This window comes from Kutzneria buriramensis, assembly GCF_003387475.1.
GTDB lineage: Bacteria > Actinomycetota > Actinomycetes > Mycobacteriales > Pseudonocardiaceae > Kutzneria > Kutzneria buriramensis.
Genome location: NZ_QUNO01000028.1, coordinates 79,038 through 102,631 on the forward strand (window position 1 = coordinate 79,038; position 23,594 = coordinate 102,631).

Annotated in this window: 14 protein-coding genes; 6 read left to right on the forward strand and 8 right to left on the reverse strand. The window is 68.9% G+C overall.

From position 1 onward, the window contains the following. Nucleotides 1-93: 93 nt before the first annotated feature. Together BCF44_RS49820 and BCF44_RS49825 are read right to left on the reverse strand one after the other, a co-directional pair. The gene (locus tag BCF44_RS49820; RefSeq protein ID WP_116181606.1) at nucleotides 94-2,517 is read right to left on the reverse strand and encodes a ricin-type beta-trefoil lectin domain protein; all 2,424 of its coding nucleotides are present in this window, start codon (nucleotides 2,515-2,517) and stop codon (nucleotides 94-96) included. After that, nucleotides 2,514-3,977: an endo-1,4-beta-xylanase gene (locus BCF44_RS49825; RefSeq protein ID WP_116181607.1), complete on the reverse strand. Its 1,464-nt coding sequence runs from the start codon at nucleotides 3,975-3,977 to the stop codon at nucleotides 2,514-2,516. Before BCF44_RS49825 ends, BCF44_RS49820 begins: the two co-directional genes overlap by 4 nt. A 468-nt stretch (nucleotides 3,978-4,445) precedes the next feature. Between BCF44_RS49825 and BCF44_RS49830 the strand changes: the two genes are divergently transcribed. From BCF44_RS49830 to BCF44_RS49850, 5 genes are read left to right on the forward strand one after another with little or no spacing between them, the layout of a single operon-like run. Next, on the forward strand, nucleotides 4,446-6,281 hold the full coding sequence (locus BCF44_RS49830) for an RICIN domain-containing protein (protein ID WP_116181608.1): 1,836 nt from the start codon (nucleotides 4,446-4,448) through the stop codon (nucleotides 6,279-6,281). A 37-nt stretch (nucleotides 6,282-6,318) separates the two neighbouring features. Beyond that, a complete protein-coding gene (locus BCF44_RS49835; protein ID WP_116181609.1) occupies nucleotides 6,319-8,709 on the forward strand; it encodes a ricin-type beta-trefoil lectin domain protein in 2,391 nt (796 codons plus the stop codon). Between the two features lie 12 nt (nucleotides 8,710-8,721). Next, nucleotides 8,722-10,164, forward strand: coding sequence for an arabinofuranosidase catalytic domain-containing protein (locus tag BCF44_RS49840; RefSeq protein ID WP_116181610.1), 1,443 nt, complete (start codon nucleotides 8,722-8,724; stop codon nucleotides 10,162-10,164). A 10-nt stretch (nucleotides 10,165-10,174) separates the two neighbouring features. Next, a complete protein-coding gene (locus tag BCF44_RS49845) occupies nucleotides 10,175-12,157 on the forward strand; it encodes an alpha-L-fucosidase (RefSeq protein WP_116181611.1) in 1,983 nt (660 codons plus the stop codon). Nucleotides 12,158-12,171: 14 nt separating this feature from the next. Next, nucleotides 12,172-13,638 (forward strand): arabinofuranosidase catalytic domain-containing protein, encoded by a 1,467-nt coding sequence (locus BCF44_RS49850; protein ID WP_116181612.1) that lies wholly within the window; start codon nucleotides 12,172-12,174, stop codon nucleotides 13,636-13,638. Nucleotides 13,639-13,888: 250 nt separating this feature from the next. Here BCF44_RS49850 and BCF44_RS49855 read toward each other — a convergent pair whose 3' ends face one another. The 6 genes from BCF44_RS49855 to BCF44_RS49880 all read right to left on the reverse strand — a co-directional run bounded on the left by BCF44_RS49855 (nucleotide 13,889) and on the right by BCF44_RS49880 (nucleotide 21,796). Then, a complete protein-coding gene (locus tag BCF44_RS49855) occupies nucleotides 13,889-15,208 on the reverse strand; it encodes an extracellular catalytic domain type 1 short-chain-length polyhydroxyalkanoate depolymerase (RefSeq protein WP_211353610.1) in 1,320 nt (439 codons plus the stop codon). Between the two features lie 25 nt (nucleotides 15,209-15,233). Beyond that, nucleotides 15,234-16,523, reverse strand: a complete 1,290-nt coding sequence (locus BCF44_RS49860) for a poly(ethylene terephthalate) hydrolase family protein (protein WP_246016267.1) — start codon at nucleotides 16,521-16,523, stop codon at nucleotides 15,234-15,236. A 248-nt stretch (nucleotides 16,524-16,771) separates the two neighbouring features. Then, entirely contained in the window at nucleotides 16,772-18,703 is a 1,932-nt protein-coding gene (locus BCF44_RS49865; RefSeq protein WP_116181614.1) for a DUF8034 domain-containing protein, read from the reverse strand. Nucleotides 18,704-18,706: 3 nt separating this feature from the next. Continuing rightward, entirely contained in the window at nucleotides 18,707-19,582 is an 876-nt protein-coding gene (locus BCF44_RS49870; RefSeq protein WP_116181615.1) for a carbohydrate ABC transporter permease, read from the reverse strand. After that, on the reverse strand, nucleotides 19,572-20,453 hold the full coding sequence (locus tag BCF44_RS49875; RefSeq protein ID WP_116181616.1) for a carbohydrate ABC transporter permease: 882 nt from the start codon (nucleotides 20,451-20,453) through the stop codon (nucleotides 19,572-19,574). The genes BCF44_RS49870 and BCF44_RS49875 overlap by 11 nt, the downstream gene beginning before the upstream one ends. Then, on the reverse strand, nucleotides 20,450-21,796 hold the full coding sequence (locus tag BCF44_RS49880; RefSeq protein WP_116181617.1) for an ABC transporter substrate-binding protein: 1,347 nt from the start codon (nucleotides 21,794-21,796) through the stop codon (nucleotides 20,450-20,452). The genes BCF44_RS49875 and BCF44_RS49880 overlap by 4 nt, the downstream gene beginning before the upstream one ends. Nucleotides 21,797-22,105: 309 nt before the next feature. On the opposite strand from BCF44_RS49880, the gene BCF44_RS49885 reads away from it, so the two are divergent. Continuing rightward, complete coding sequence (locus tag BCF44_RS49885) at nucleotides 22,106-22,876, forward strand: FadR/GntR family transcriptional regulator (RefSeq protein ID WP_246016268.1); 771 nt, start codon at nucleotides 22,106-22,108, stop codon at nucleotides 22,874-22,876. Nucleotides 22,877-23,594 lie beyond the last annotated feature (718 nt).

Genomic DNA, 23,594 nt, shown 5'->3' on the forward strand with positions numbered 1-23,594 from the left:
GGTGCGTGACGCCCACGGCCAGGGGACGAACCCGGGCGCGCGGGTGACGGCCTGGCCCGGCAACGGACCGGACAACCACCGATGGCCTCTCGGCTAGTTCCGCGTCCATCTCTGGTTGCCGCCGCCGTTGCACGTCCACAGCTCGATCAGCGTGCCGTTGCCGGTGCCCGCCCCGGTGGCGTCGAGGCAGAGTCCGGACTGGACGCCGGTGATCGTGCCGTCGGCGTTGAGGTTCCACTTCTGGTTCGCGGCGCCGGTGCACGTCGAGATGACGACCTTCGTGCCGGCACTGGTGCCCTGCCCGTTGGCGTCCAGGCAGTCGCTGCCGTAGACCCGCAGCTCGCTGGCGGTGGTCGCCGTCCACTGCTGGTTGGTGCCGCCGTTGCAGTCCCACAGCTCCACCTGCGTGCCCGACGTCTGGCTGGCGCCGGGCACGTCCACGCAGCGCCCGGAGTCGGCCCCGACGATCGTGCCGGTGGCGCCGCCGGTGCCGCCGCCACTGCCCGGGGTGATGGACAGGTTGTCGAACTGCGCCGTCTCCCCCTGGCTGGTGGCGTAGCCGGCCTGGCCCGCGCCCCATGTGGAGTCGTTGGCCGAACCGACCGTCGTGCCGTCGACGCTGGCGGTGATGGTGCTGCCGGCGAACGTCAGGGCCAGGCTGTGCCAGCGGTTGGTGCCCAGCGCCGCCACGTTGCCGTGGGCCAGCGTGGTGACGTTGGCCCCGGTGTTCGTGCGCAGGATGGACCACGCGCCGTTGTCGCTGACCCGCAGGTGGTAGGCGTTGATCCCGCCGGCGCCGGAGTAGTCCTGCGAACCGGCTCGACCCATCAGTTCGGCGTACCCGGACTTCTCGAGCAGCGCGTCGGACGAGACGGTGTAGTTGCTCCAGCTCGTGTCCCCGAGCAGGGCGTGCGGATCCGAGAGCGTGTCCCAGGTGATCGGTGTCTGCGCGCTCATCTGCCGCACGCACTGCCCGGCACGCCCACCGCCGCAGGCGGCCACCTCGAAGGCGCCCTGCCAGTCCATCAGGTACTTGGCCTCGGCGCCGGAGGCGTAGCTGTCGAAGTTGTCGGCGTACGGCAGGCTCAGGCCGCCGGAACCGGGGCCGGCCGCGGTGCCCTTGCCCTGCCCCGTCGTGGTGCTGATGGTGTAGACCCGGCCGGGCTGCAACGTCACGCTGTAGTTGCCGCCGGACGGGGTGATGTCGGACTCGTGCACGAAGTAGTCGGCCTGGTTGTTCGAGTTCAGGTTGGTCGACCAGACGTGCACCGCGCCGGTGGACAGCCCGCCGGTAACGGAGAAGTTGACCGTCTGCGCGCCGCCGGCGTCGACGGTTTCGATGACTGTGCTGTAGTCGCTGTTGTTCGTGGACTTCAGCGTCACGTAGCTGCCGTTGTTGCGGTTGCCGCCCAGGTAGCCGCTGGAACTGTCCAGGTAGTGCCAGCCGGGCGCGGTGAACTGGGTCGTCTGCGCCTGCACCCAGGCGTTCTTGCCCACCGAGTAGTGCCCGGACCACGGCTGCGAGGCCAGCACCAGGCCCATGGTGGGCCAGGGCAGGTTCGGCGTGATCGCGGCGACGATCGGCCAGTTGAGGTACGCGGTCATCTTGCCGTCGATGTAGCCGCGGTTGATGCCGCGGGCCATCGCCTGCGAGCCCGAGTTGTAGTCGTCGGAGCCGTTCTCGCTGGCCCACAAAGTTTTTCCGGACGAGGTGGCGGCTGCGGGCACGCCGCAGCTGCTCTGGGCCGAGCGATAGCCGCACGGGTAGTGCGTGCCGATGACGCTGATCGCCGATGCGAAGGCCGAGTTGGAGTTGATGTCGTTGGCGATCGTCCAGTCGGAGTCGGCGCCGACGATCTTCACCCCGGAGTAGCCACTGGAGTTCAGTGTCGAGCGCAGGTTCTCGTACCAGCCGACGTTGTAGCCGCGCTCGTTCCAGCCGCCGAGGTAGTCGATGGGCAGGTTGTGCTGCTTGGCGCAGCCCAGCCAGGAAACCAGGTAGTTGACCATGTCGGTGGACCAGAAGTTGCCGTTGCCGATCCAGCCGGGCGCGCCCCAGGCCAGCCCGTACAGCTTGATGTTGGGGTTGCGGGCCTTGGCCTGCTGGGCCAGCCAGAACTCGTAGCCGACGTCGCAGTTGACCGCGCCACGAGTGTGCTCGACGCTCGGCTCGGCCCCGGAGGTGGAGTTGGTGTCGCCGCCGATCTCGATCTTGAGCATCTGCACGGCGGCGCCGTAGCCCGGCTTGAACAGGTAGTCCAGGATCTGGCTCCGCTGGGGCTCGGGATAGTCGATCAGCAGTCGGGAGTTGCCGCCGCCGCCGCTGATCGCGCCGACCCCGTCGAACGTGCGCCCGCCCGAGGCGCCGTTGAGCGTGATCGACGTCGCGGCCTGGGCCGGCGCGGCGGCGATGCCCACCACGCCGCCCACGACCAGGGCGATGACGCCGAGTGCGACCAGCACGCGACGGAGAAGCCTGCTACGACCGTCCACTGTGTCCTTTCCGAGCGCGGTCATCCGAAGGTCCAGTGCTGGTTGCTGGCGCCGCTGCACGTCCACAGCTGCACCAGTGCGCCGTCGGCGGTGCTGGCGCCGGTCACGTCGAGGCACAGGCCCGACTGCACGCCGGTGACCGTGCCGTCGGCATTGATGTTCCACTGCTGGTTGGCCTGCCCGTTGCAGGACCAGATGATCACCTTGGTGCCGGCGGTGGTGCCCCGCCCGTTGGCGTCCAGGCAGTCCGCGCCGCTGTAGACGGTCAGCTGGCCCGAGGAGGTCAGTGTGAAGGTCTGGTTGGCGCCGCCGGAGCAGGCGCGGACGTCCAGCTGCGTGCCGGCCGTGGTGGACGAGTTCGGCACGTCCAGGCACTTGCCCGCGCCGACCGCGTGCAGCGGGCCGGCGCCGGTCCCGCCACCGCCGCCACCCGAGCCGCCGAGGGCCGTGGCGGTGGCGTTGTAGGCCGGCTTGGGCTGGTAATTGTTGTCGTACATGGTCGGCGTGCCCCAGCCCGGGAACGTCCCGGGAACCCAGGAGTCCGCGTCGCCGACGCCCCACTGCGAGACGCCGGGGCAGCGGGTCACCGCCAGGCAGTCGTTGATGACGGTGGCGTAGTCGTTGGCCTGCTGCTGGAAGCTCGAGCCGGAGGCGGGCTGCTGGATGCGGTCGTCCAACTCGGTGACCGCGACGTCCAGGCCCAGCGCGGCGAACCGCTGCATGTTCGCCAACATCGACGACGGCACCTGGCCGAGGATGAAGTGCCCCTCGAGGCCGATGCCGCCGAGCGGGACGCCCTGGGCCAGCATCGACTGCGCCAAGCTGTACAGGGCGTTGCTCTTGGCGTTCTCGCCCTCGATGTTGTAGTCGTTGATGTACAGCTTGGCGTTCGGGTCGGCGTTGTGCGCGGTGCGGATCGCGTCGGCGAGATAGCCGCTGCCCATCGCGTTGTAGAACGCGTCGGCGCGCAGGCTGCCGTCCTCGTTGAACGGCTCGTTGATCACGTCCCAGGCGTAGATCTTGCCCTTGTAGTGGTTCACCTCGGTGGTGATGTGAGCTTCCATCACCCCCTGCACCTGGTTGCGCGGCACACCGTTGACCCAGCCCGGCAGCTGGCTGTGCCAGACCAGGTTGTGCCCGCGCACCCGCATGTTGTGCGACTGGGCGAAGGAGACGATGGTGTCGCCCGGACCGAAGTTGTAGTTGCCGTTGGACGGCTCGGTGGTGTCCCACTTCATCTCGTTGCCGGGCGTCACCATGTCGAACTGGGCGCCGGCCAGCGAGGTGATCGTCGAGTTGTAGACCATGTTGCCGGTCAGTTCGGTGCCGATGTACTTGCTCTTCGCCTCGGCCAGCGACCGCAGCGGCGAGGCGGCGTGGGCGAGCGGGGCCGCGACGAAGGAGAGGACCGTCGCGGCGGCGACGGCCAGCACGGCGGTCAATCGTGAGCGTCGTGGTCGGAGTGAGCGAACGCAGGGGGGCATGAAGGACCTCCGAGGTCGTCTCGGCGCGCGCGGCCTGTCGTCGTGCCGCAGAGAAGAAGGCCGCACACCGTCGAGGAAGGACAGTGCATCGTGGCCGGGCCGGCACCCGATCCCCGGGAAGTAAACTCGGAGTAGGCAACCGCCGACCGCCGCCGGTGTCAAGGCGAGCCGGCCGTCGGGGGGTGTTCCCACAGCTGCCGTCGGTTTCGGCACGCTGAAACTTTCACGCGCCGGCGGAGCGATCCTGCAGGGTCACGCATGAGTACGAAACATGTCGTTGACCGGTCCTCGCCCTCGTCCGTAACATCCGCCGGCGTCAAGCGAACCGGTTCGACCGGCCGTTTGCCGGCCAGTGAAACGGGAATCGACCAGGGCCCGGCAGCCCGACGTCGATGCCGCACGCACCCGACGCACCGTCAACCTCGCGCCATGAGTTCTACACATCGCGTCGAATCGCAGGAGGAGTCGATGAGAACGAGAACCGGCCCGGGCCGGCTGCTGCTGGCCGCCGCCGCGGCCCTGGCACTGGCCTTCCCGCTGCTGGCGTCCGCTCCCGGTCAGGCCGCGCCGAACGCGGCGCTGAGCGTGGATCTCTCCTCGACCCGAGGGCCGTCGACCGGGGTCGGCGAGGGTTTCCTCTACGGCATCAGCTCGGACGGCACCCAGCCGGTGGACCAGTACCTGCAACCGCTGGGCATCAACGCCTTCCGCGGCGGCGGATGGTTCTCCGGCGGCTGGATCAAGGACGGCTACCAGCTCGGCTCGGCCACCCGGGCCGACCTCAACTCGATGATCGCCGAGGCCGGCCGGCTGACCCGACCGCCGTACCACGCCCAGTACCAGGCGCTGCTCACCGACATCTACGGCCTCAACGGCGGCCAGCCGTCGAACACCACCTACCCCTGTGACAACGGCAACTGCTCGAACTGGGCCAGCTTCGTCGACGCCACCGTCGGCGCATTGCAGGCGTCGGGGCTGACGTTCGCCTACGACATCGACAACGAGCCGGACATCTCCGCGTTCTGGACGCGCGGCGTGAACAGCGCCCAGTACTTCCAGATGTGGGACACCGCCTACCGCGAGATCCGCCGCCTCGCGCCGGGGGCGAAGATCGTCGGCCCCTCGTTCGCGTTCACCCCGCAGGCCCGGTCGTCCCAGTGGCAGACCTGGCTGGCTCACGTGAAGGCGGCCGGCACCGTGCCGGACATGATCACCAACCACGACGAGGGCGACGTCGACGACCCGGTCACCGTCTCGCAGTCGCTGAACAACGCGCTGACGACGGCCGGCATCGGACCGGTCCCGCTGTCCGCCAACGAGTACCAGCCGGCCGACCGGCAGACCGCCGGCGTGACCGCGTGGTACCTGGCCCGCTTCGCCCAGTCCGGCTACACCAACGCCATGCGCGGCAACTGGGTCTGCTGCATCACCCCGAATCTGACCGGGGTCCTCACCCAGAGCGGCGGGACGTGGCAGCCGACCGGCAACTGGTGGGCTCTGCGCGACTACGCCGACATGACCGGGACCCTGGTGAGCACCTCGGGCCAGGTCGGTTCGACGGCGATCTCGGCGTCCGAGGACGCCACCAACAAGCGTGCGGTCGCCATCATCGGCGACTCCAACGGGTACACCGGTTCGTCGTCGGTGACGTTCAACGGCCTCGCCTCAGTCCCCTGGCTGGCCAACAACGGCTCCGTGAACGTGACCGTCCAGCGGATTCCGGATCAGGCGCCGCTGTCCGCGCCACAGGTGGTCTACAACCAGAACGTCAGCGCTGCCGGCGGATCCATCACCGTGCCGGTCAACTTCCAGGCCTCGCACGACGCGTTCGCCGTCTACCTGACGCCCGCCTCCACAGGCGGCGGCGGGGGCTTCCCCACCGGCAACCACCAGCTCGTGGTCGCCAACGACAACCTCTGCCTGGACGTGTCCGGCGCCAGCACGAGCACCGCCGCCGCGATCGACCAGTGGACCTGCAACGGCCAGACCAACCAGCAGTTCCAGCTCCTGCCGGCCACCGGCGGCTACGGCGAACTCCGGGCGCAGGGCTCCGGCCAGGACGTGGTGGTTGCCAACGGCTCCACCGCCCAGGGCACCCCTGACATCGTCCAGGGGCCGCCGGGCGCCACGGCCGCCGGCCTGTGGCAGCCGGTGCAACAGTCCGACGGCTCGTACGAGTTCCGCAACCAGGGCAGCGGCCTGTGCCTGGACGTGTACGGCGCCGGCAGCAACCTCGGCCAGCAGTTGGACCAGTGGCCGTGCAAGAACGCGCCCGGCACCAACCAGGACTTCATGCTCCGCTGACCCGCCCGTTCTCCCTGCACCGGAAGGCATCGAAGCCATGTCCACCCGCACCACAACGGTGCTCGCCGCGCTCGTCGCGGCGGGCACCGCCCTCGCCGGGGCCGCGTTGGTCGCGACCCCCGCGCACGCCGCCAGCGCCGTCACGATCGCCGTCTCCCCCGCCGGCAACGACAGCAATCCCGGCACTCCCGACCAACCCGTCGCCACCCCGGCCAAGGCGCAGCAGCTGGCCCGCGCCCAGTCGGCGAACAACGACGTGATCGTGCAACTCGCCGGTGGCGCCTACCGGCTCATCTCTCCCCTGACGTTCACCGGCGCGGACTCCCCCGGCGCCGGCCACCAGGTCACCTGGCAGGCGGCCGACGGCCAGACCCCGATCCTGTCCGGCGGGCAGCAGGTCACGGGCTGGACGGTGCGGGACGCGGCGGCGAACATCTACGTCGCCAACGTGCCCAAGGGCATCGACTCGCGGCAGCTCTTCGTGGACGGCTCGCTGGCCCCGCGCGCGGCCATCTCGTTGTCCCGCAACGACGTGCAGATCACCACGACCGGCATGACGATCGTGAACTCCGCGCTCAACTACCTGGCCTCGCTGCCGGAGCAGAACCGGATCGAGGTGGAGAGCCAGAACTCCTTCACCGACCGGTTCGCGCCGGTCGACCACATCAGCGGCAACACGATCACCATGCAGCAGCCCGCGTGGAACAACAACAACTGGGGGTACGACACGCTGGCCAAGCCGTTCGGCGGCGGGCAGATGTTCCTGGAGAACTCGTACTCGTTCCTCACCAGCGCCGGGCAGTGGTTCCTGGACCCCCAGGCCGGGCAGCTGTTCTACAAGGCTCCCGCGGGGAAGAACCCGGCGCAGAGCGACATCGAGCTGCCGCGCCTGACCTCCCTGGTCGACATCGGCGGCAGCTACACCGCCCCGGCGCACGACATCGCGTTCAAGGGAATCCACTTCGAACACACGACGTGGCTCACCCCCAGCACCTCGGTCGGCTACGCGGACCAGCAGAGCGGCACGTTCTTCCCGAGAGCCGAGCAGCAGCCGTCGGACTTCCTGAGCTCGTGCCAGTCGGGCTGTCAGTTGTTCGAGGGCGCACGCAACGACTGGGCACAGGCCCCCGCCGCCGTGCAGGTCTCGGCGGCCACCGGGATCACCTTCAGCAACGACACCTTCACCAACCTCGGTGAGGTCGCCCTGGGTATCGGCAACGACGCCGACGCCCACGCGTCCGGCGTCGGCCTCGGCGCCTCGTCGATCACCGTGGACCACAACACGTTCACCGAGGACTCGGGCGCGGGCATCGTCGTCGGCGGCGTGCGGCCCGACGCGCACCACCCGTCCAACCCGGCGATGGTCGACAAGGACATCACGCTGTCGAACAACCTGGTGACCGGCGTGGCCAAGGACTACAAGGACATGGCCGGCATCCTGTCCACCTACGTCACGCACGCCGTCATCACCCACAACGAGGTGTCCAACCTCGCCTACGACGGCATCGACATCGGCTGGGGCTGGGGCGCCAACGACGCCGGCGGCAGCCAGGACTACCGCAACCGCGGCCTCTACAACTACCAGCCGGTCTACACCACGGCGACGACGCTGCGGGACACCACCGTCAGCTACAACCGCGTGCACGGCACCAAGCGGATCTTCCACGACGGCGGCAGCCTCTACAACCTCTCCGCCAACCCCGGCAGCTCCTTCGACCACAACTACGTATACGACAACCAGCACACCGTCGGGCTCTACCTGGACGAGGGCTCGCGGTACGTGAACCTGTCGAACAACGTGGTGCAGGACTCCGGCGTGTGGGCGTTCACCAACGCCAACGGCAGCAACAACACCAACGACAGCACGTTCGCGAACAACTGGTACAACGGCGGCTCGACCAACGTGGCCACCGGTCCGCCGCACAACAACGTCCTCAGCGGCAACGTTCAGGTCAGCGGCACCAACTGGCCGTCCGGCGCGCAGCAGGTCATCGCCGCCGCCGGGGTCGGCGGTGGCACCGGCGGCGGCTCGACCACGGGCGTGCTGCGCAACAGCGCCGCGAACCGCTGCCTCGACGTCAACAACAACAGCACCACGGCCGGTACCCAACTCGAGATCTGGGACTGCAACAGCGGGGCCAACCAGACCTGGACCCGCGACGCCGCCGGGGCGCTGACCGTCTACAGCGGCGACAGCATGCGCTGCGCGGACGCCAACGGCCAGGGCACGACGCCCGGCACCAAGGTGATCATCTGGAACTGCAACGGCCAGGCCAACCAGCAGTGGACCGTCAACTCCGACGGCACCATCAAGGGAGTCCAGTCCGGACTATGCCTGGACCTCACCAACTCCGGCACCACCAACGGAACCCTCGTCCAACTGTCCACGTGCAACGGCCAGGCCACCCAGAAATGGACCACGAGCTGACGGGAGCGGACGATGTGGTCTCGAATCGCGATTGCGTTCGCCGTCCTGGTGCCCGCGGTGTCGTGGTCGGCGCCGGCCTCGGCGGCGACCACCGGCCCCTGTGACATCTACGCCGCCGGCGGCACGCCCTGCGTGGCGGCGCACAGCACCGTGCGCGCGCTCTACGGCACGTACACCGGCAGCCTGTACCAGGTCCGCCGCTCGTCGGACAACGCGACGAAGAACATCGGGGTCCTGGCGGCGGGCGGCACCGCGGACGCCGCCGCCCAGGATGCCTTCTGCGCCGGCACCTCCTGCGTCATCACCGTGCTCTACGACCAGTCCGGGCACGGCAACGACGTCTGGTACCAGGGGTCGAGCGCCGTGCCCGGGTCCAACCAGAGCCGGCCCGCCAACGCCACCACCGAGTCGCTGACGGTCGGCGGCAGCAAGGCCTATTCGCTGTACATCAACCCCGGCAACAGCTACTGGCGCGACGGCCACCTCACCGGGATTCCCACCGGAACCGCGCCCGAAGGCATGTACATGGTCACCAGCGGCACGCACGTCAACGGCGGCTGCTGCTTCGACTACGGCAACAGCGAGACGACCAGGACCGCCGACGGTCCGGGCGCGATGGACGCCATCAACTTCAGCACCTCGTGCTGGTTCGGCGGCTGCACCGGCAGCGGCCCGTGGGTCCAGGGAGACCTCGAATACGGGCTCTACCCCGGCGGAAGCCAGCAGTGGAACCCCAACCAGCGGGCCTTCACCAGCAGGTACGTCACCGCGATGCTGAAGAACAACGGCACCTCCCGCTTCGCCCTCAAGGGCAGCAGCGCCCAGGCCGGCTCCCTGACGACACTCTGGGACGGCTCGCTGCCGCCCGGCTACAGCCCGATGAAGAAGCAGGGAGCCATCGTGCTGGGCAGCGGCGGGGACTGCTGCAAGCCCGGCGGCGGGGCGAACCTGAGCGCGGGCACCTTCTACGAAGGGGCGATGGTGTCGGGCTACCCGTCCGACGCGACGGAGAACGCGGTGCAGGCCAACATCGTCGCCGCCGGGTTCACCAGCGGGAGTTCCGGCACGAACGGGGCGGTGCGCGCGGTCGGCGCCGGCAAGTGCCTGGACGTGAACGGGCGCAGCACGACGCCGGGCACCCAGTTGCAGATCTGGGACTGCAATGGCGGTGACAATCAGACCTGGACCCGGACCTCGAGCGGCCAACTGACCGTCTACAGCGGCAGCGCCACGATGTGCGCGACCGCCGCCAACTCCAGTTCCGGCAGTCCGGTCGCGATCCAACCCTGTGGCAGCACCGCGAGCCAACAGTGGCACTTCAACGACGACGGCACCGTCACCGGCGTCCAGTCGGGCCTCTGCCTCGACGTGAGCGGCGCGTCGACCGCGAACGGCGCCAAGGTCCAGCTCTGGACGTGCAACCACGGCAGCAACCAACAGTGGACGCTCGGCTGAAAGGCTCCCCATGTCCTCCTCGCCCCATCAGTTCAACCGCAGAAGGCTGCTGACCGTCGCCGGGTTCACCGGCATCGCCGCGGCCACCGGACTGGTGCGCCCCGGCATCGTCTGGGCCACCGCCGGCCCCAGCAGCTACAGCCCGACCTGGGCCTCGGTCGACCAGCACCCGCCGGCTCCGGAGTGGTACCAGGACGCGAAGTTCGGCATCTACTACCACTGGGGCGTGTTCAGCGTCCCCGCGTTCGGCAACGAGTGGTATCCGCGCAACATGTACAACAACGGGTCCGCCGAGAACAACCACCACAAGGCCGTCTACGGCGACCCGTCGGTGTGGCCGTACCAGAACTTCATCAACGGCGCACCGGACAAGGCCGGCAACTGGACACAGTTCGCGCCGAAGCTGAAGTCGCTGGGCGGCAACTTCGATCCCGACGCGTGGGCGCAGCTGTTCTTCGACGCCGGCGCGAAGTTCGCCGGGCCGGTCGCCGAGCACCACGACGGCTACTCGATGTGGAACAGCACCGCCAACGAGTGGAACTCGGTCAAGACCGGACCCAAGCTCGACCTGTTGCAGCTGCACGCCAACGCCATCCGCGGCAAGGGTCTGAAGCTGGTCGCGGCGCTGCACCACGCCTACCACTTCAACGGCTACTACCAGTACGTTCCCTACCAGTCCACGGACTCGCTGCGCCGGCTGTTCGGCCAGAACGGATCGGCCGCCGAGAACCTGCTGTGGTACAACAAGCTCCTGGAGGTCATCGACGGCTACCGGCCCGACCTGATCTACCAGGACTTCGACCTGGGCCTGGTCGACGAGTCGAGGCGGCTCAACTTCCTCGCCCACTACTACAACCAGGCCGTGGCCTGGAACTCCGACGTGGTCGCCACCTACAAGGACGGCCTCGACAACAAGGGCGAGGTCTACGACTTCGAGCGCGGCGGCCCGACCAGCCTCCAGTTCCCGTACTGGCAGACCGACGACAGCATCTCCCCCACCAGCTGGTGCTACACCGTCGGCCTCAGCTACTACTCGACCAAGTCGCTGCTGCACTCGCTGGTCGACCGGGTCTGCAAGAACGGCAACCTGCAGCTGAACATCGCCCCGATGGCCGACGGCACCATTCCGGATCAGCAGCGCACGATCCTCCTCGGCATCGGCGACCACCTCAAGCGCTTCGGCGAGTCGGTCTACGCCACCCGCGCCTGGACCGTCTACGGCGAGGGCCCGACCCAGATGGGCGGCGGCGGCCCGAAGGAGGGCACGAACCGGGACATCCGGTTCACCCGCAGCAAGGACAACACGGTGCTGTACGCCACGGTCATGGGCTGGCAGGGCAGCACCCTGACCATCACCACCCTGGGCTCCAACCAGGTCAGCCTGGCCTCGCTGCAGTCCGTGCAGCTGCTCGGCCCCACCGCCGGGACGTATGTCGACCTGCCCACCCGCACCCAGGACGGGTCCGGCCTGCACATCACCATGCCGTCGACCAACCCCCCGTTCGACGCGCTGGCCTACGTCGTCAAGCTGACCTTCGCCGGCCAGATCCCCAGCCCCGGCTCGGGCGGCCCGGTGCCCACCGGCTGGGCGCGGATCTCCAACGGCACCACCGGACTCGTCCTGGACGGTGGCGGCAGCGTCGCCGCCGGGTCCCGGGTCAAGCAGTGGAACTGGGACGGCAGCAACAACCTCCAGTGGCAGCTCGTCGACGCCGGCAGCGGCTACTACCGCATCGTCAACCGCACCAACGGGTTGGTCATCGACAGCGGCGGCAACACGGCCAACGGCGCGACCGCGGTGCAGAACGCGTGGAACGGCGGCAACAACCAGCAGTGGCGGTTGAACAGCATGGGCAACGGCCTCTACCAGATCATCAACCGCGGTACCGGCACCGCCCTGGACGGCGCGGGCGACCGCACGGCCGGCGACTCCGCGGTCCTGTGGGCTCCGAACAACAGCACCAACAACCAGTGGACGATCACCGCCGTCTGACCCCAGGGAGATCCATGGCACGCACACTGCTCCTCCGAGTCGGCATGGCCGTCGCGCTCGTGCTGGGCGCGCTGGTCGCGACCAACACCGCGCCCGCCCCGGCCCGCGCCGCCACCAGCCTGGCCTGCGACATCTACGCCGCGGGCGGCACGCCCTGCATCGCCGCGCACAGCACCACCCGGGCGCTGTTCGCGGCCTACAACGGCCCGCTGTACCAGATCCAGCGCGCCTCCGACAAGAAGACGCTGGACATCGGCCTGCTCGCCGCCGGCGGGGTCGCCGACTCGGCTCCGCAGGTGACGTTCTGCACCGGCACCAGCTGCACCATCACCAAGATCTACGACCAGAGCACCAACCACAACGACCTGCCGGTCTCGTGGGGCGGCTTCTGGCACGGCCCCGGCCCGAACGGCTCCGACGTCGGCGCCAACGCCATGGCGTTGCCGGTGACGGTGGGCGGCCACCCGGCGTACGGGATCAAGAACACGCCCGGCACCGGGTACCGGATCGATGTCGCCAAGAACGCCCCGACCGGCTCCCACCCCGAGGGCGTCTACATGGTGACGTCGTCGAACTACGTCAACAACCAGTGCTGCTTCGACTACGGCAGCGGCGAGACCTCGCACAACGACACCGGCAACGCGACCATGAACGCCATCGAATGGGGCACGGCGTGCTGGTTCGGCGGCTGCGTCGGCAGCGGCCCGTGGGTCGAGGCCGACCTCGAGAACGGCATGTACCACACCGGAACCGGCTCCAACAAGGACCCGAACAACCCCGGGGTGCACTTCCCGTTCGTCAGCGCGTGGGAGAAGAACAACGGCACCAACAACTTCACCCTCAAGTACGGCAACGCCACCGGCGGCGGCCTGACCACGCCGTACTCGGGCCCGCTGCCCAACGGGTACTCGCCGATGCGGACCGAGGCGTCGATCCTGCTCGGCACCGGCGGCGACAACAGCAACGGCGGCGTCGGCGAGTTCTTCGAGGGGGCCGTGACCTCGGGCTACCCGTCCGACGCCACGGAGAACGCCGTGCAGGCCGACATCGCCGCCGCGGGATACGCCACCGGCAGCGGCGGCGGGACCACCGGCGCCGTGCACAACACCAACTCGAACCGCTGCCTGGACGTCAACAACAACTCCACCACGGCCGGCACGCAGCTCCAGATCTGGGACTGCAACGGCGGGAACAACCAGTCCTGGACCCGCGACGCCTCCGGTGAGCTGACCGTCTACAGCGGCGACAGCATGCGCTGCGCCGACGCCAACGGCCAGGGCACGACACCCGGCACCAAGGTCATCATCTGGACCTGCAACGGGCAGACCAACCAGCAGTGGACCGTCAACACCGACGGCACCATCAAGGGCATCCAGTCCGGTCTGTGCCTCGACGTCGTCAACTCCGGCACCGGCAACGGTTCCCTCGTCCAACTGTCCACCTGCAACGGCCAGCCGAGCCAGAAGTGGACGATCGGCTGATCCCCTGACCGGTCGCCCGGGAGAACAGGCGGGGCTCCTGGGCAACCGATAAACCGGGCACGGCGCGCGAGGCGCGCCGTGCCCGGTCCTTTTGTGCCTGCCCCCGGCGCCGCGGACAGCCACCGCCGCTGGACAGCCGAATCCCCCGCCCTCAAGGAGGACGGGGGATTCGTGTTCGCCGACCGGGGGTGTCAGCGGGTGGAATCGGTCCGGGTCAAGCAGGCCCAGCCACCGCCGGATCCCCCGTCACTTACTTGAGAGCCCACTGCTGGTTGCTCTGGCCGTTGCACGTCCACAGCTGGACGAGCGCTCCGTCGGCCGTGGCGGCGCCGCTGACGTCCAGGCACAGCCCGGACTGGACGCCGGTGACGGTGCCGTTGGCGTTGATCTGCCACTGCTGGTTGGTCTGTCCGTTGCAGGACCAGACCACGACCTTGGTACCCGCCGAGGTCCCCTTGCCGGACGCGTCCAGACACATCGTCGAGCCGCCGTTGGTGACGGTGAGCTGGTTGGACGCGGTGTGCGTCCAAGCCTGGCTCGCGCCGCCGGTGCAGGTCTGGATCTGCACCTGGGTGCCGGCCGTGGTCGACGAGTCCAGGCACTTGCCCGCGCCCACCGCGTGCAGTCCCCCACCGCTCGGCTGGCCGCCACCGCCGCCGTCCAGGCCCAAGAAGTGGATCGCGTAGGCCGCCATGCCGTTCTGCGGAAGGGCATGGCCGACGCCGGCGATGCTGTACGCCTCGACGTCGACGTTGCCGCTGCCGTCCGCGTACCGGGTGCGCGTCCAGCCTGACTGCGGCGTGTCGGTGGAGGTCGGCGTCTGGCTCAGGCCGAAGACGTTGGTCCACTGCTTGATCTCTTCGCCGAAGTTGTGGTAGTAGAGCGTGGTGTCGGCGGTGCCGTGCCACAGTTGCATCCGCGGTCGCGGGCCGCTGTAGCCCGGGTACGCGCCACGCACCAGATCGCCCCACTGCTGGGGCGTCTTGCTGATCTGGCCCTGCGCGCACTGCGAGTTCCACTGTGAGCCGTCGGTCGTGGCGAAGCAGCCGAAGGGCACGCCCATGAACGCGGCGCCCGCCTTGAACACGTCCGGGTAGTCGCCGAGCATGACGTTGGTCATCATCGCACCGGAGGACTCGCCGGTCACGTAGACCCGGCTGGCGTCGGCGCCGTTGTGCTGCTCGACGTACTGAATCATGGACACCAGGCCAGCCGGGTCGTTGTTCCCGTTGTGGGTGAGCGAACTCGGCGAGGACACGTCCCAGCAGTCGTAGCTGCGGGTCACCGACGGGTAGATGACGACGAAGCCGTACTGGTCGGCGAGAGAGGCGAACTGGGTGCTCGAGTAGAGGTACGGGCCGGACCCCTGGCAGCCGTGCAACGCGAGCAGGACCGGCGGGTGCTGCTGGACGTTGTTGGGCACGTACTCGTACATCTGGAGGTTGGACGGGTTGTTGCCGAAGTTGGTGACCTGTGTCAGCGTCGCCGCCGACGCCTGCGGTGCGATCACCGCCGTGGCGGCGCACATGGCCATCGCCACCGCCGCCGTGAGGAGGGTTTTCAGTCTCATGCCGGATTGCTCCTTCGGGGCACGCTCAGCCGAGTCGCCACTGCTGGTTGGCTTGACCGTTGCAGGTCCACAGCTGGACCAGTGCGCCGTTGCTGGTGGCGGCGCCGCTGACGTCCAGGCACAGTCCCGATTGGACTCCCTTGACGGTGCCGTCGGTGTTGACGGTCCACTGCTGGTTGGTCTGCCCGTTGCAGGACCAGGTGATGACCCTGGTTCCCGGACTCGTGCCCTGCCCGTAGGCGTCCAGGCACAGCTGCGAGCCGTTGGTCACGCTGAGCTGGTTGGCGTCGCTGTGGGTCCAGACCTGGCTCGCCCCGCCGGTGCAGTCCTGGATCTGCGCCTGACTGCCCGAGGCCCCGGCGTTGAGGCACTTGCCCGCGCCCACGGCGTGTAACGGCCCGGTGTTGCCGGTCGGGGGCGGCGGCGTCCCTCCGCCCGGCACGTACGGGCACTTGGGCCGGTAGGCCGAAATGGTGCCCGGGTCAGGCAGCGTCGGGCAGAGGAACTGGGTGTAGCGGGTGTCGTTGTCGACGAAGGTCTTGAGCCACGGGATCAGGAGCTTCATCTCGACGTTGTTCGGGTGCGTGTAGTAGACGTGGTCGGCCCCGGCGATCTGTGCGAAGTCGCTCTGGGTGGTGGCCGGCAGGGTGGCGTACAGGCTGTCGACGTAGGACGGCGTGACCACCGTGTCGTTCTGCCCGCCGATCACCATGGTCGGCACGGTGTCGGTGGACAGGTTCTGGGACGGGGAGAACGGCGCGAGCGCGACGGCGGCCTTGAGCGACGGACGGTGCTCGGTGGCGTAGACGACCCCGCCGCCGCCCATGGAGTGGCCGAGCACCGACAGCCGGTTCGGGTCGACACGGTCGCGCACGGGGCTCTTGGTCGTCAGGTAGTCCAGCGCGGCCAGCAGTTGCGTGCCTCGTGCGGTGTCGTAGTCGGTGCGGCTGTTGGTCTCGACGCCGATCACCACGAAGCCGAAGGACGCGAGCCAGGGGCCCATCCAGGCTTCCTCGTTGGCGAACAGCGCCGTGTAGCCGGGCACGATCGCGAGCGCGCCCCACGTGCCCAGGCTGGTGTCCGTCGGGTAGTAGATCATCCCGCCGTTGAAGCCGTTGCCCGGCGACACGCTCACCGATGCGGTGGCGAACGGGCCCCGGCTGGCCTCGATCATGCCGATGGTGGGGTCCGGACCCCGCTGGTACGGATTGTCGGCGGCGGCGCGCGGAAGCGGCGCCCCCATGGCCGGCTGCGTCGCGGTGATCAGTGCGACCACTGCCGTCAGTGCCGCGACCGCGAGCCTGACCAACCTCATCCACCCCGGAGCGCGTGCCGATGTGCGGTGTCGTCGCATGCGCAGCCTCCTTGTCACCGTGGGGAAACCGCCCGCCGATCGGCGAGGCGTGGAATGTGTCGGGCACATCCTTCGGATGTGGTCCTACACATGCACGCCGTTGTATCCCATCGGTTTCCCACCGGTCCAGGACGGCGGGTGAATGTTTCACGCGCGGTTCGAGTCACCCTCGACGACGGCGGCTATGGCACCCCTCGAGCATGAAACTTTCATCCCACACAGTCGTCGGCGGACTCGTCGAAAGGCGTTCGATAGCTCGCGGTGTTGGCGCGCAACGTGAGGGCGAGGGTCAGGCGAATGCGCGTCGAGGCGGGCAGTTCGACGGCGAGCCAGGGTCCGTCGACACGCGACGACTCCTCGGTGACCTGTGGCTGCCGGTGCCCGTAGTCGTAGAGGTCGCCGATCCAGGAATCGTCGTGGCACACCGTGTGGCTGACCGTGCGGATGGTGTGCTCGGCGAACGCGCCGGCCTGCACGATCACGGTTCGCGGCTGGTGAGCGTCCAGATTGACCAGTTCGACCACGGTCGCCTCGGGGTCGACGCAGGAGACCAGTGCCGCGACCGCCGGCGGCAGTCCGGGGCGGCGGGCATCGCCGTCGTGGTAACGCAAGCGGGCCTGCGGCAGGCCGCCGTTGTAGACCACCTGCGGCGCCCCCCACGTCAGCTGCACCAACGCCTCGGTGACGACCGGATTCGACTGCTGCCACACGTGAATGTCCGCCTCCGGCACATCCCAGTCCTTGTGCCGCGCCATCCGCGTCAGACGATGACGCACCTGCGCCTGCGCGGCGGCCAGGATTCGCTCCGGGTAGTCGGGATTGTCGCCGCTGAGGTAGGCGAGCCAGGGTTCCTCGTGTCCCGCCTCCTCCTTGCTGCGGAACGAGCGCACCGTGCGCCAGTCGTGTCCGCTGGCGGCGCGCAGCCGGTCCAGCCGCCGGCGGTCGGCCTCGGACGCGCTGTGGTGCCACAGCGTGGTGGGCACGGCCATCAGCATCGGGTTGTAGTCGAACCACCCCCGGTCATCGTGGCGGAACGGCACGTGCAGCGTGGGCACGCCAACGTCGTCGCCGAGCTGGACCGTCCACTTGGAACTCAGGCTGGAGTCGGAGTCGGGGTAGGCGATGGTCTTGCCGTTGGCGATGAGCGCGTCCAGCGCCGGGCGCACGAGGTCCAGGTGGCTCTCGTCACCGGTCGCCTCCACGGCAGCGACGGCGGCGACGATCGCGGCGTGTCCGACGCTGTACCAGCCGTGCGGCCAGGACCAGCCGTAGTGGCCGCCGTACCAACGGCCCTCGAGCAACCCGCCGACCGTGCCGTCCGGCGCCACGTTGTCGGGCAGGATCCCGCCGTTGGCCGCGGCGCGTTCCCGCCAGGCGCCGACGTACTCCGCGATCCAGTCGCGGTACTTCCGTTCCCCCGACAGGAGAAGCGCGTTGTGCACGAGGCCGGCGGCGGCGAGGTTGACCGCGGTGTCGCCGACGCCCAGTCGCTCGGTCATCTCGCGGCCGAGCCGCGGATCCTGGTCCCGTAACGGTTCGGTGGTTCCGGGCGGCAGCAGCCAGTCGAGCGGAAAGCCGTACGTCGCGGCCTCCCGGGGCAGCCACGGATACCATGCGCCGTCGAACAGGCCCGTCCGCGCGGCGTCCGATCCGTTGTGCGGCCGGGTGATGATGCGGTGTTCGGGATCGTAGTTGCCGTGTCCAGGATCGACGTACAGGTCAGCGAAGCGCAGCGCGCGCTCCCGCCAGCGGTCGGGCGCGGCCATGCAGAGAAAGTAGAACAGCAGCAGGCTTTCACCCTGGTGGAACCAGTCGTAGCCACGCTCGTACTCGTCCAGGAGCATGCCGAGTTCGGTGAGCTGGCGGGTGACGCCGTGCCAGTGGCGTTCCGATTCGGCCAGCAGGTCGTACGCGCCGCCGAGCAGATAGAGCTGTGGCCAGTTGAAGAAGGTCTCGTAGAAGTCGTCCACGCCGTCCCGGGAGGTGAGCCGGTCACGGTAGCTCAACCGGCCGTCCGGCCGGGTGTAGTCGCGGGCGAACTGGCGCCACGCCTGGTCGAGCAGGTCGAACAGACCCCGCTGGGCGACCGCCCAGGCCGGCGGTTCGAGCAGCGGCACGGAGGCCGTGATCACGGGGCGCATGGGTCAGTCCTTCGTCGCGCCGGCCAGCAGGCCGGCAACCAGGAAACGTTGCGAGAACAGGAACACCAGCAGCACCGGGACGATCGCGACCAGGGTGGCCAGCGCCACCTCGGGCCGCTGCACCGCCAGCGCGCCGGCCGTCGGGTTGAACTGGGGCACGTTGTCGAGCAACGTGCCCAGACCGACCTGCACCGGGACCTGGTCGCTGCTGGGCAGAAGCACATAGGGCAGGAAGTAGTTCGTCCAGTTCGCCACGAAGCTGAAGAAGCCGACCAGCGCCACGACCGGGGCGGCCAGCGGCAGCCCGATGTGCCGGAAGGCCGCGAACTCCGAGCAGCCGTCGAGCTTCGCGGCGTCCAGCAGTTCCCTGGGTAGCGCCGCGCCGAAGTAGATGTAGGCCAGGTACACGCCGAACGGGTAGAACGCGTACGGCAGGATGACCGACCACATCGAGCCGATCAGGTGCACCGCGTTGATTTCGAGGAACAGCGGCACCACCAGGGTCGCGTTGGGCATCAGCATGACCACCAACGTCGCTATCAGCAGCGTGCGCCGGCCGCGGAACTCGGTCACCGCCAGGGCGTAGCCGGCCGGCACGGCCACGCACAGCGTGATCGCGAGCGCGACAAACGAGTAGACGGCGGAGTTGCGCAGCCACAACAGGATCGCGCCGCTCTGATAACCGGTCAACGCGTCCCAGTTGGCCCGCAACGCGTCCCACGATCCGAACGACAGGGGACTGTCGCGCACGAGTTGGTCGTCGGTCTTCGTCGCCGCCAGGACGAGCCAGACCACCGGCAGCACGAAGAAGACCGCGAACGCCACGAGCACGACGGCCGCGAGCGGGTTGGGGATCGCGCGCCGGGTCTCAGTCCGCATCGAAGAACCCCGACCGCACCACGAAGACGGCGGCGACCACCAGACCGACCACCAGCAGCTCGACCGAGATCGCCGCGGCGGTGTTGACATTGTCGTTCTGGAAGGCGAAGTCGTAGGACAGCTGGTTGGGCGAGTAGTCCCGGCCGGCCACCCCGACGCTGGCCTGCGAGAGCAGCTGCGGCTCGACGAACAGCTGCGTGCCGCCCGCGAACGCCAGGATCACCATGTAGACGATCCACTTGCGCAGCAACGGGATCTGGATGCGTCGCGCGGTCTGCCAGGCGCCGGCCCCGTCGATCCGCGCCGCCTCCAGGACCTCCGGGGAGATGGTGTTGAGAGCCCCGTACATCACCACGATCCAGCCGCCCGCCCCGGTCCAGAACGCGATCGCGGCGAACAGCACGGGCAGGTTGCCCGGCGCGATGACCTGGCCGAAGGTCTGGTATCCCAGCGCCCGCAGCAGGAAGCCGACCGGGCTGACCGCCGGGTCGAGCACGAACAGCCAGACCATCACGCTGGCCGCGCCGGCCAGCGCGCCGGGCAGGTAGTAAAGAAACCGCAGGGTTCGGCCGGCGCCGCGAACCTGGAGCCGGTGCAGCAGCAGCGCGAGACCGACCACGAACACGACGAGACCGGCCAGCCAGCACACCAGGTACAGGGCGACGTGGCCGATCGCCGGCAGGAAGCGGAAGTCCGCCGCCGCGTCGGCGAAGTTGCCCAGGCCCGCGAACGCTCCGCCGGAGTCGGTGAAGGCGAAGTAGATCGCGTACACGGTCGGCACGACCCCGAAGGCCACCAACAGGATCACGTAGCCGGCGACGAAAGCCGGCGCGGCGCGACTGCGACGCTGGCGCGGCGCGACAGTGGTCACTGCGTCACCTGGTAACCGTCGGAGCGGGCGTAGTCGGAGATCGCCTTCTGCCACGCCGGCAGCATCGAGACGATGGTCTTGCCGGCGGTCAGCCCCGGAGTGACGGTGGCGGCCCAGATCGCCTCCTGGCTGAACTGGCCGTACCCCCAGTCCGGCCACACCTGGCCGGCCGCGGCCTGCAACGGCGCGGTGATGTCGTTGGCGTAGTAGCCGGAGGCGGCCTGGGCGGCCAGCCAGGTCTTGGCCGCCGCGGCGTAGGCCGGGTAGCCGACGGCAACCTTGCCCTGGTAGTCGTCCGAGGTGGTCACCCAGGTGAGGAAGGCGGTGGCGGCCTTGAGATGCGCCGAGTGCGCCGACAGCAGCCAGGTGCCGCCGCCGACGTTGCCGACGGACGGATTCTTGTCGTCGGCCCAGTGCGGCATCGGCGCGACCGCGATCTGCCCCTTCGGCGTCTTGAACGTGCCCTGGAACAGCGAGCCTCCGTACCAGGACGGGCCGGGCATCATCAGGATCTTGTCGGCCTCGTTCTTGTCGAAGTCCGAGGAGAAGACGCTGCTGGTCGACATGCTCTTGGCGGCGATGAGGCTGTCCAGCAGCGCAGCCATCCGCGTGCAGGCTGGGCTCGTGGCGTTCACCGTGACCGCCTTGGGCCCGGTGATGTGGTTGGCACCGCACTTGCTCGCCCAGAGATAGATCTCCGGGGTGAAGGTGTCGCCGGCCGCGCCGACGAGGTAGCCCGGATGCTCGGTGGCGACCTTCTTGCCGAGGGCTTCGTACTCCTCCCAGGTGGACGGGACCTGGTAGCCCCACTGGGTCATCAGCGCGGCGTTGTACCAGAGCACGGTCTGCGACAGGTCATTGCGCAGGCAGTAGACCGTGCCGTCCACAGTGCACGGTTGGTTGGCGTTGGGGGCCCAGCCGTCCAGCAGGGACTGCGGGACCAGGCCCTTGTTCAGCGGGGCGGCGAACTTGGCCGTGACGGCCCAGGTCGCCTCGTTGTTCTGGGAGCTGAACACCACGTCCGGCCAGCCGTTGCCGGTGCGGTTGAACAGGCTCACCTTGGTCTGGAGGTAGTTCGACCCGTTGGCGTCCCCGTCGTAGCTGACGATGTCCATCTTCACGGTGGGGTTCTGCTTCTGGTACAGCTGCGCGGCGGCCAGCCGGGTCGAGTCCACCCACACGGTCAGCGGGCCGTCGGACTGCGGCGCCTGCGTGAATCGGCCCTTGGTGTCACCGCCGCTCGATGTGGCGGCGCCGCAGGCGGTGGCGGCCAAGGTCAGGGCGGCGACGGCTAACAGGGTGGCGGTCCGGCGACGTCTCGCCACGAGGTTGCTTCGGATCATGGCTTGCTCCACGACGGTGTGGGCGCCCGGCCGGGTGGTCGAGGCGGCGGGTGAGCCGGCTGTGCAGGAGACGCCAAAATTAGGCCCCTCATCCTGCCGGGAGTCAAGAGCAAGAGCACACCTATATGGGCCTCCGATCGCCCGATTGGCCATATTTCGACTGTTTCGACCGGTAACTGCCGTTCATCGCGGCGGGCCGGCGCGAAAATAAGTCAGACACATTTGAGGCCTGTGCGTGGTGGAGTACGCTCATCCCGGAGGTCTAGACCGGCCTACGGTGTCCGGCGGCCACGACCACGGAGGTACGCGGTGGACGCACTGCCCGGGGAGCCGGTGGCCGCCGCGAAGGCCGCGCCCGTCGGCGCCTCGACTGCCTACCGTCCCGGCTACGAACTCGTCGCCGAACAGATCCTCCAGCTGATCGCCGACCTCCGGCTGCGGCCGGGCGACCGGATGCCGACCGAGAACGAGCTGGCCGCGCGGCTGGGCACCAGTCGCACCGTTGTCCGGGAGGCCATCAAGATCCTCTCCGCGATCGGCCGGGTGCGGGCGCAGAAGGGGCGCGGCCTCTACGTCGCCGACGACGAGGGCATGCTCGGCACGGCCCGCTGGGGCGGCTTCTTCCTGCCGACCGACCTGGACCACGTCTACATGCTCTTCGAGTTCCGGCGCATCCAGGAGATGGAGGCCAGTCGACTGGCCGCGACCCGGGCCACCCCGGCCGAGCTGCGGGCCATCGAGGCCGCATCCGACACCTGCCGCCACGGCCACCTCACCGGGGACGCGGCGGTCTTCGAGCAGGGCGACGACGAGTTCCACCTCGGGATCGCCACCGCCTCGCACAATCCGCTGCTGGTCATCGCCGTCCGCGAGGCGCGCCGGTTGCAACACCAGTCCAGCGTCATCGGCCTGAACGGAACCGTCGGCGGGCATGCCGAGGACGCCGTGGCCGAGCACGCCGCCATCTACGAAGCGATCAGGGACGGCGAGCCGGAGGCCGCCGCGCGGGCGGCCGCACTCCACATCGACAACACGCTGGAGGACTACCGCCGCGAGATCCAACGGCGCGTGTTCGGCTAGGTGCGGGTCGGTCCTTCCCTCGTGGTCGGAGTACCGTCAGCGGGCGAAAGAACCCAACATGGATACCGCGTAGCACGGCGCGAAGAGCGCGTTCAGCGCCGGCTCACGCGCCGTTGACACAGGTGCCGCTGGACAGCAGGCCCGAGTCGCCATAGTCGGCCTGACCGGCCACTGTGGACACTGTCGTGGGCCCGATGTACATATTCCACCAGGCGACCGTGAACACGCCGTCGGGCAGCAGACTGGCGTAGGTCTCGGTCGAAGGTGTCGGACAAGTATGACGGAGCGACGCTCACCATGCCGGTCACGGACAGCTGCGCCGACGCCGGCCACTTCGGCGACATCCGCGTCAGTTTCCTCCGGTTGGTCCAAGCGTGCTGCCCGGTAGTCACGATTTCCCGCAAGACCAACGGGATCCACGGCGTCCAGGACTACTCGAACGGCGGAGGGCATGCTCCACCGGCACGTCGCCGACGACGAGCACGGAATGCCGGATCCGCGTGACCGGCGGCCGGACCTTCCGGTTCTCCCCGCCCCGACCTGCGCCCGACGACCACGGCCCAGCCGGCGCCGCGGTCACGCGCACGACGTCATGAGTGAACGTTCCTTCCTTGCCCGCCAACGATGTTTGCGGTAACACTGAGGTTACGCCACTGGACAACGCCGTCGTGTGAGGTGGAGCGTGACCACTGTCGAGCTGTTCCCTGCACGCCCGACA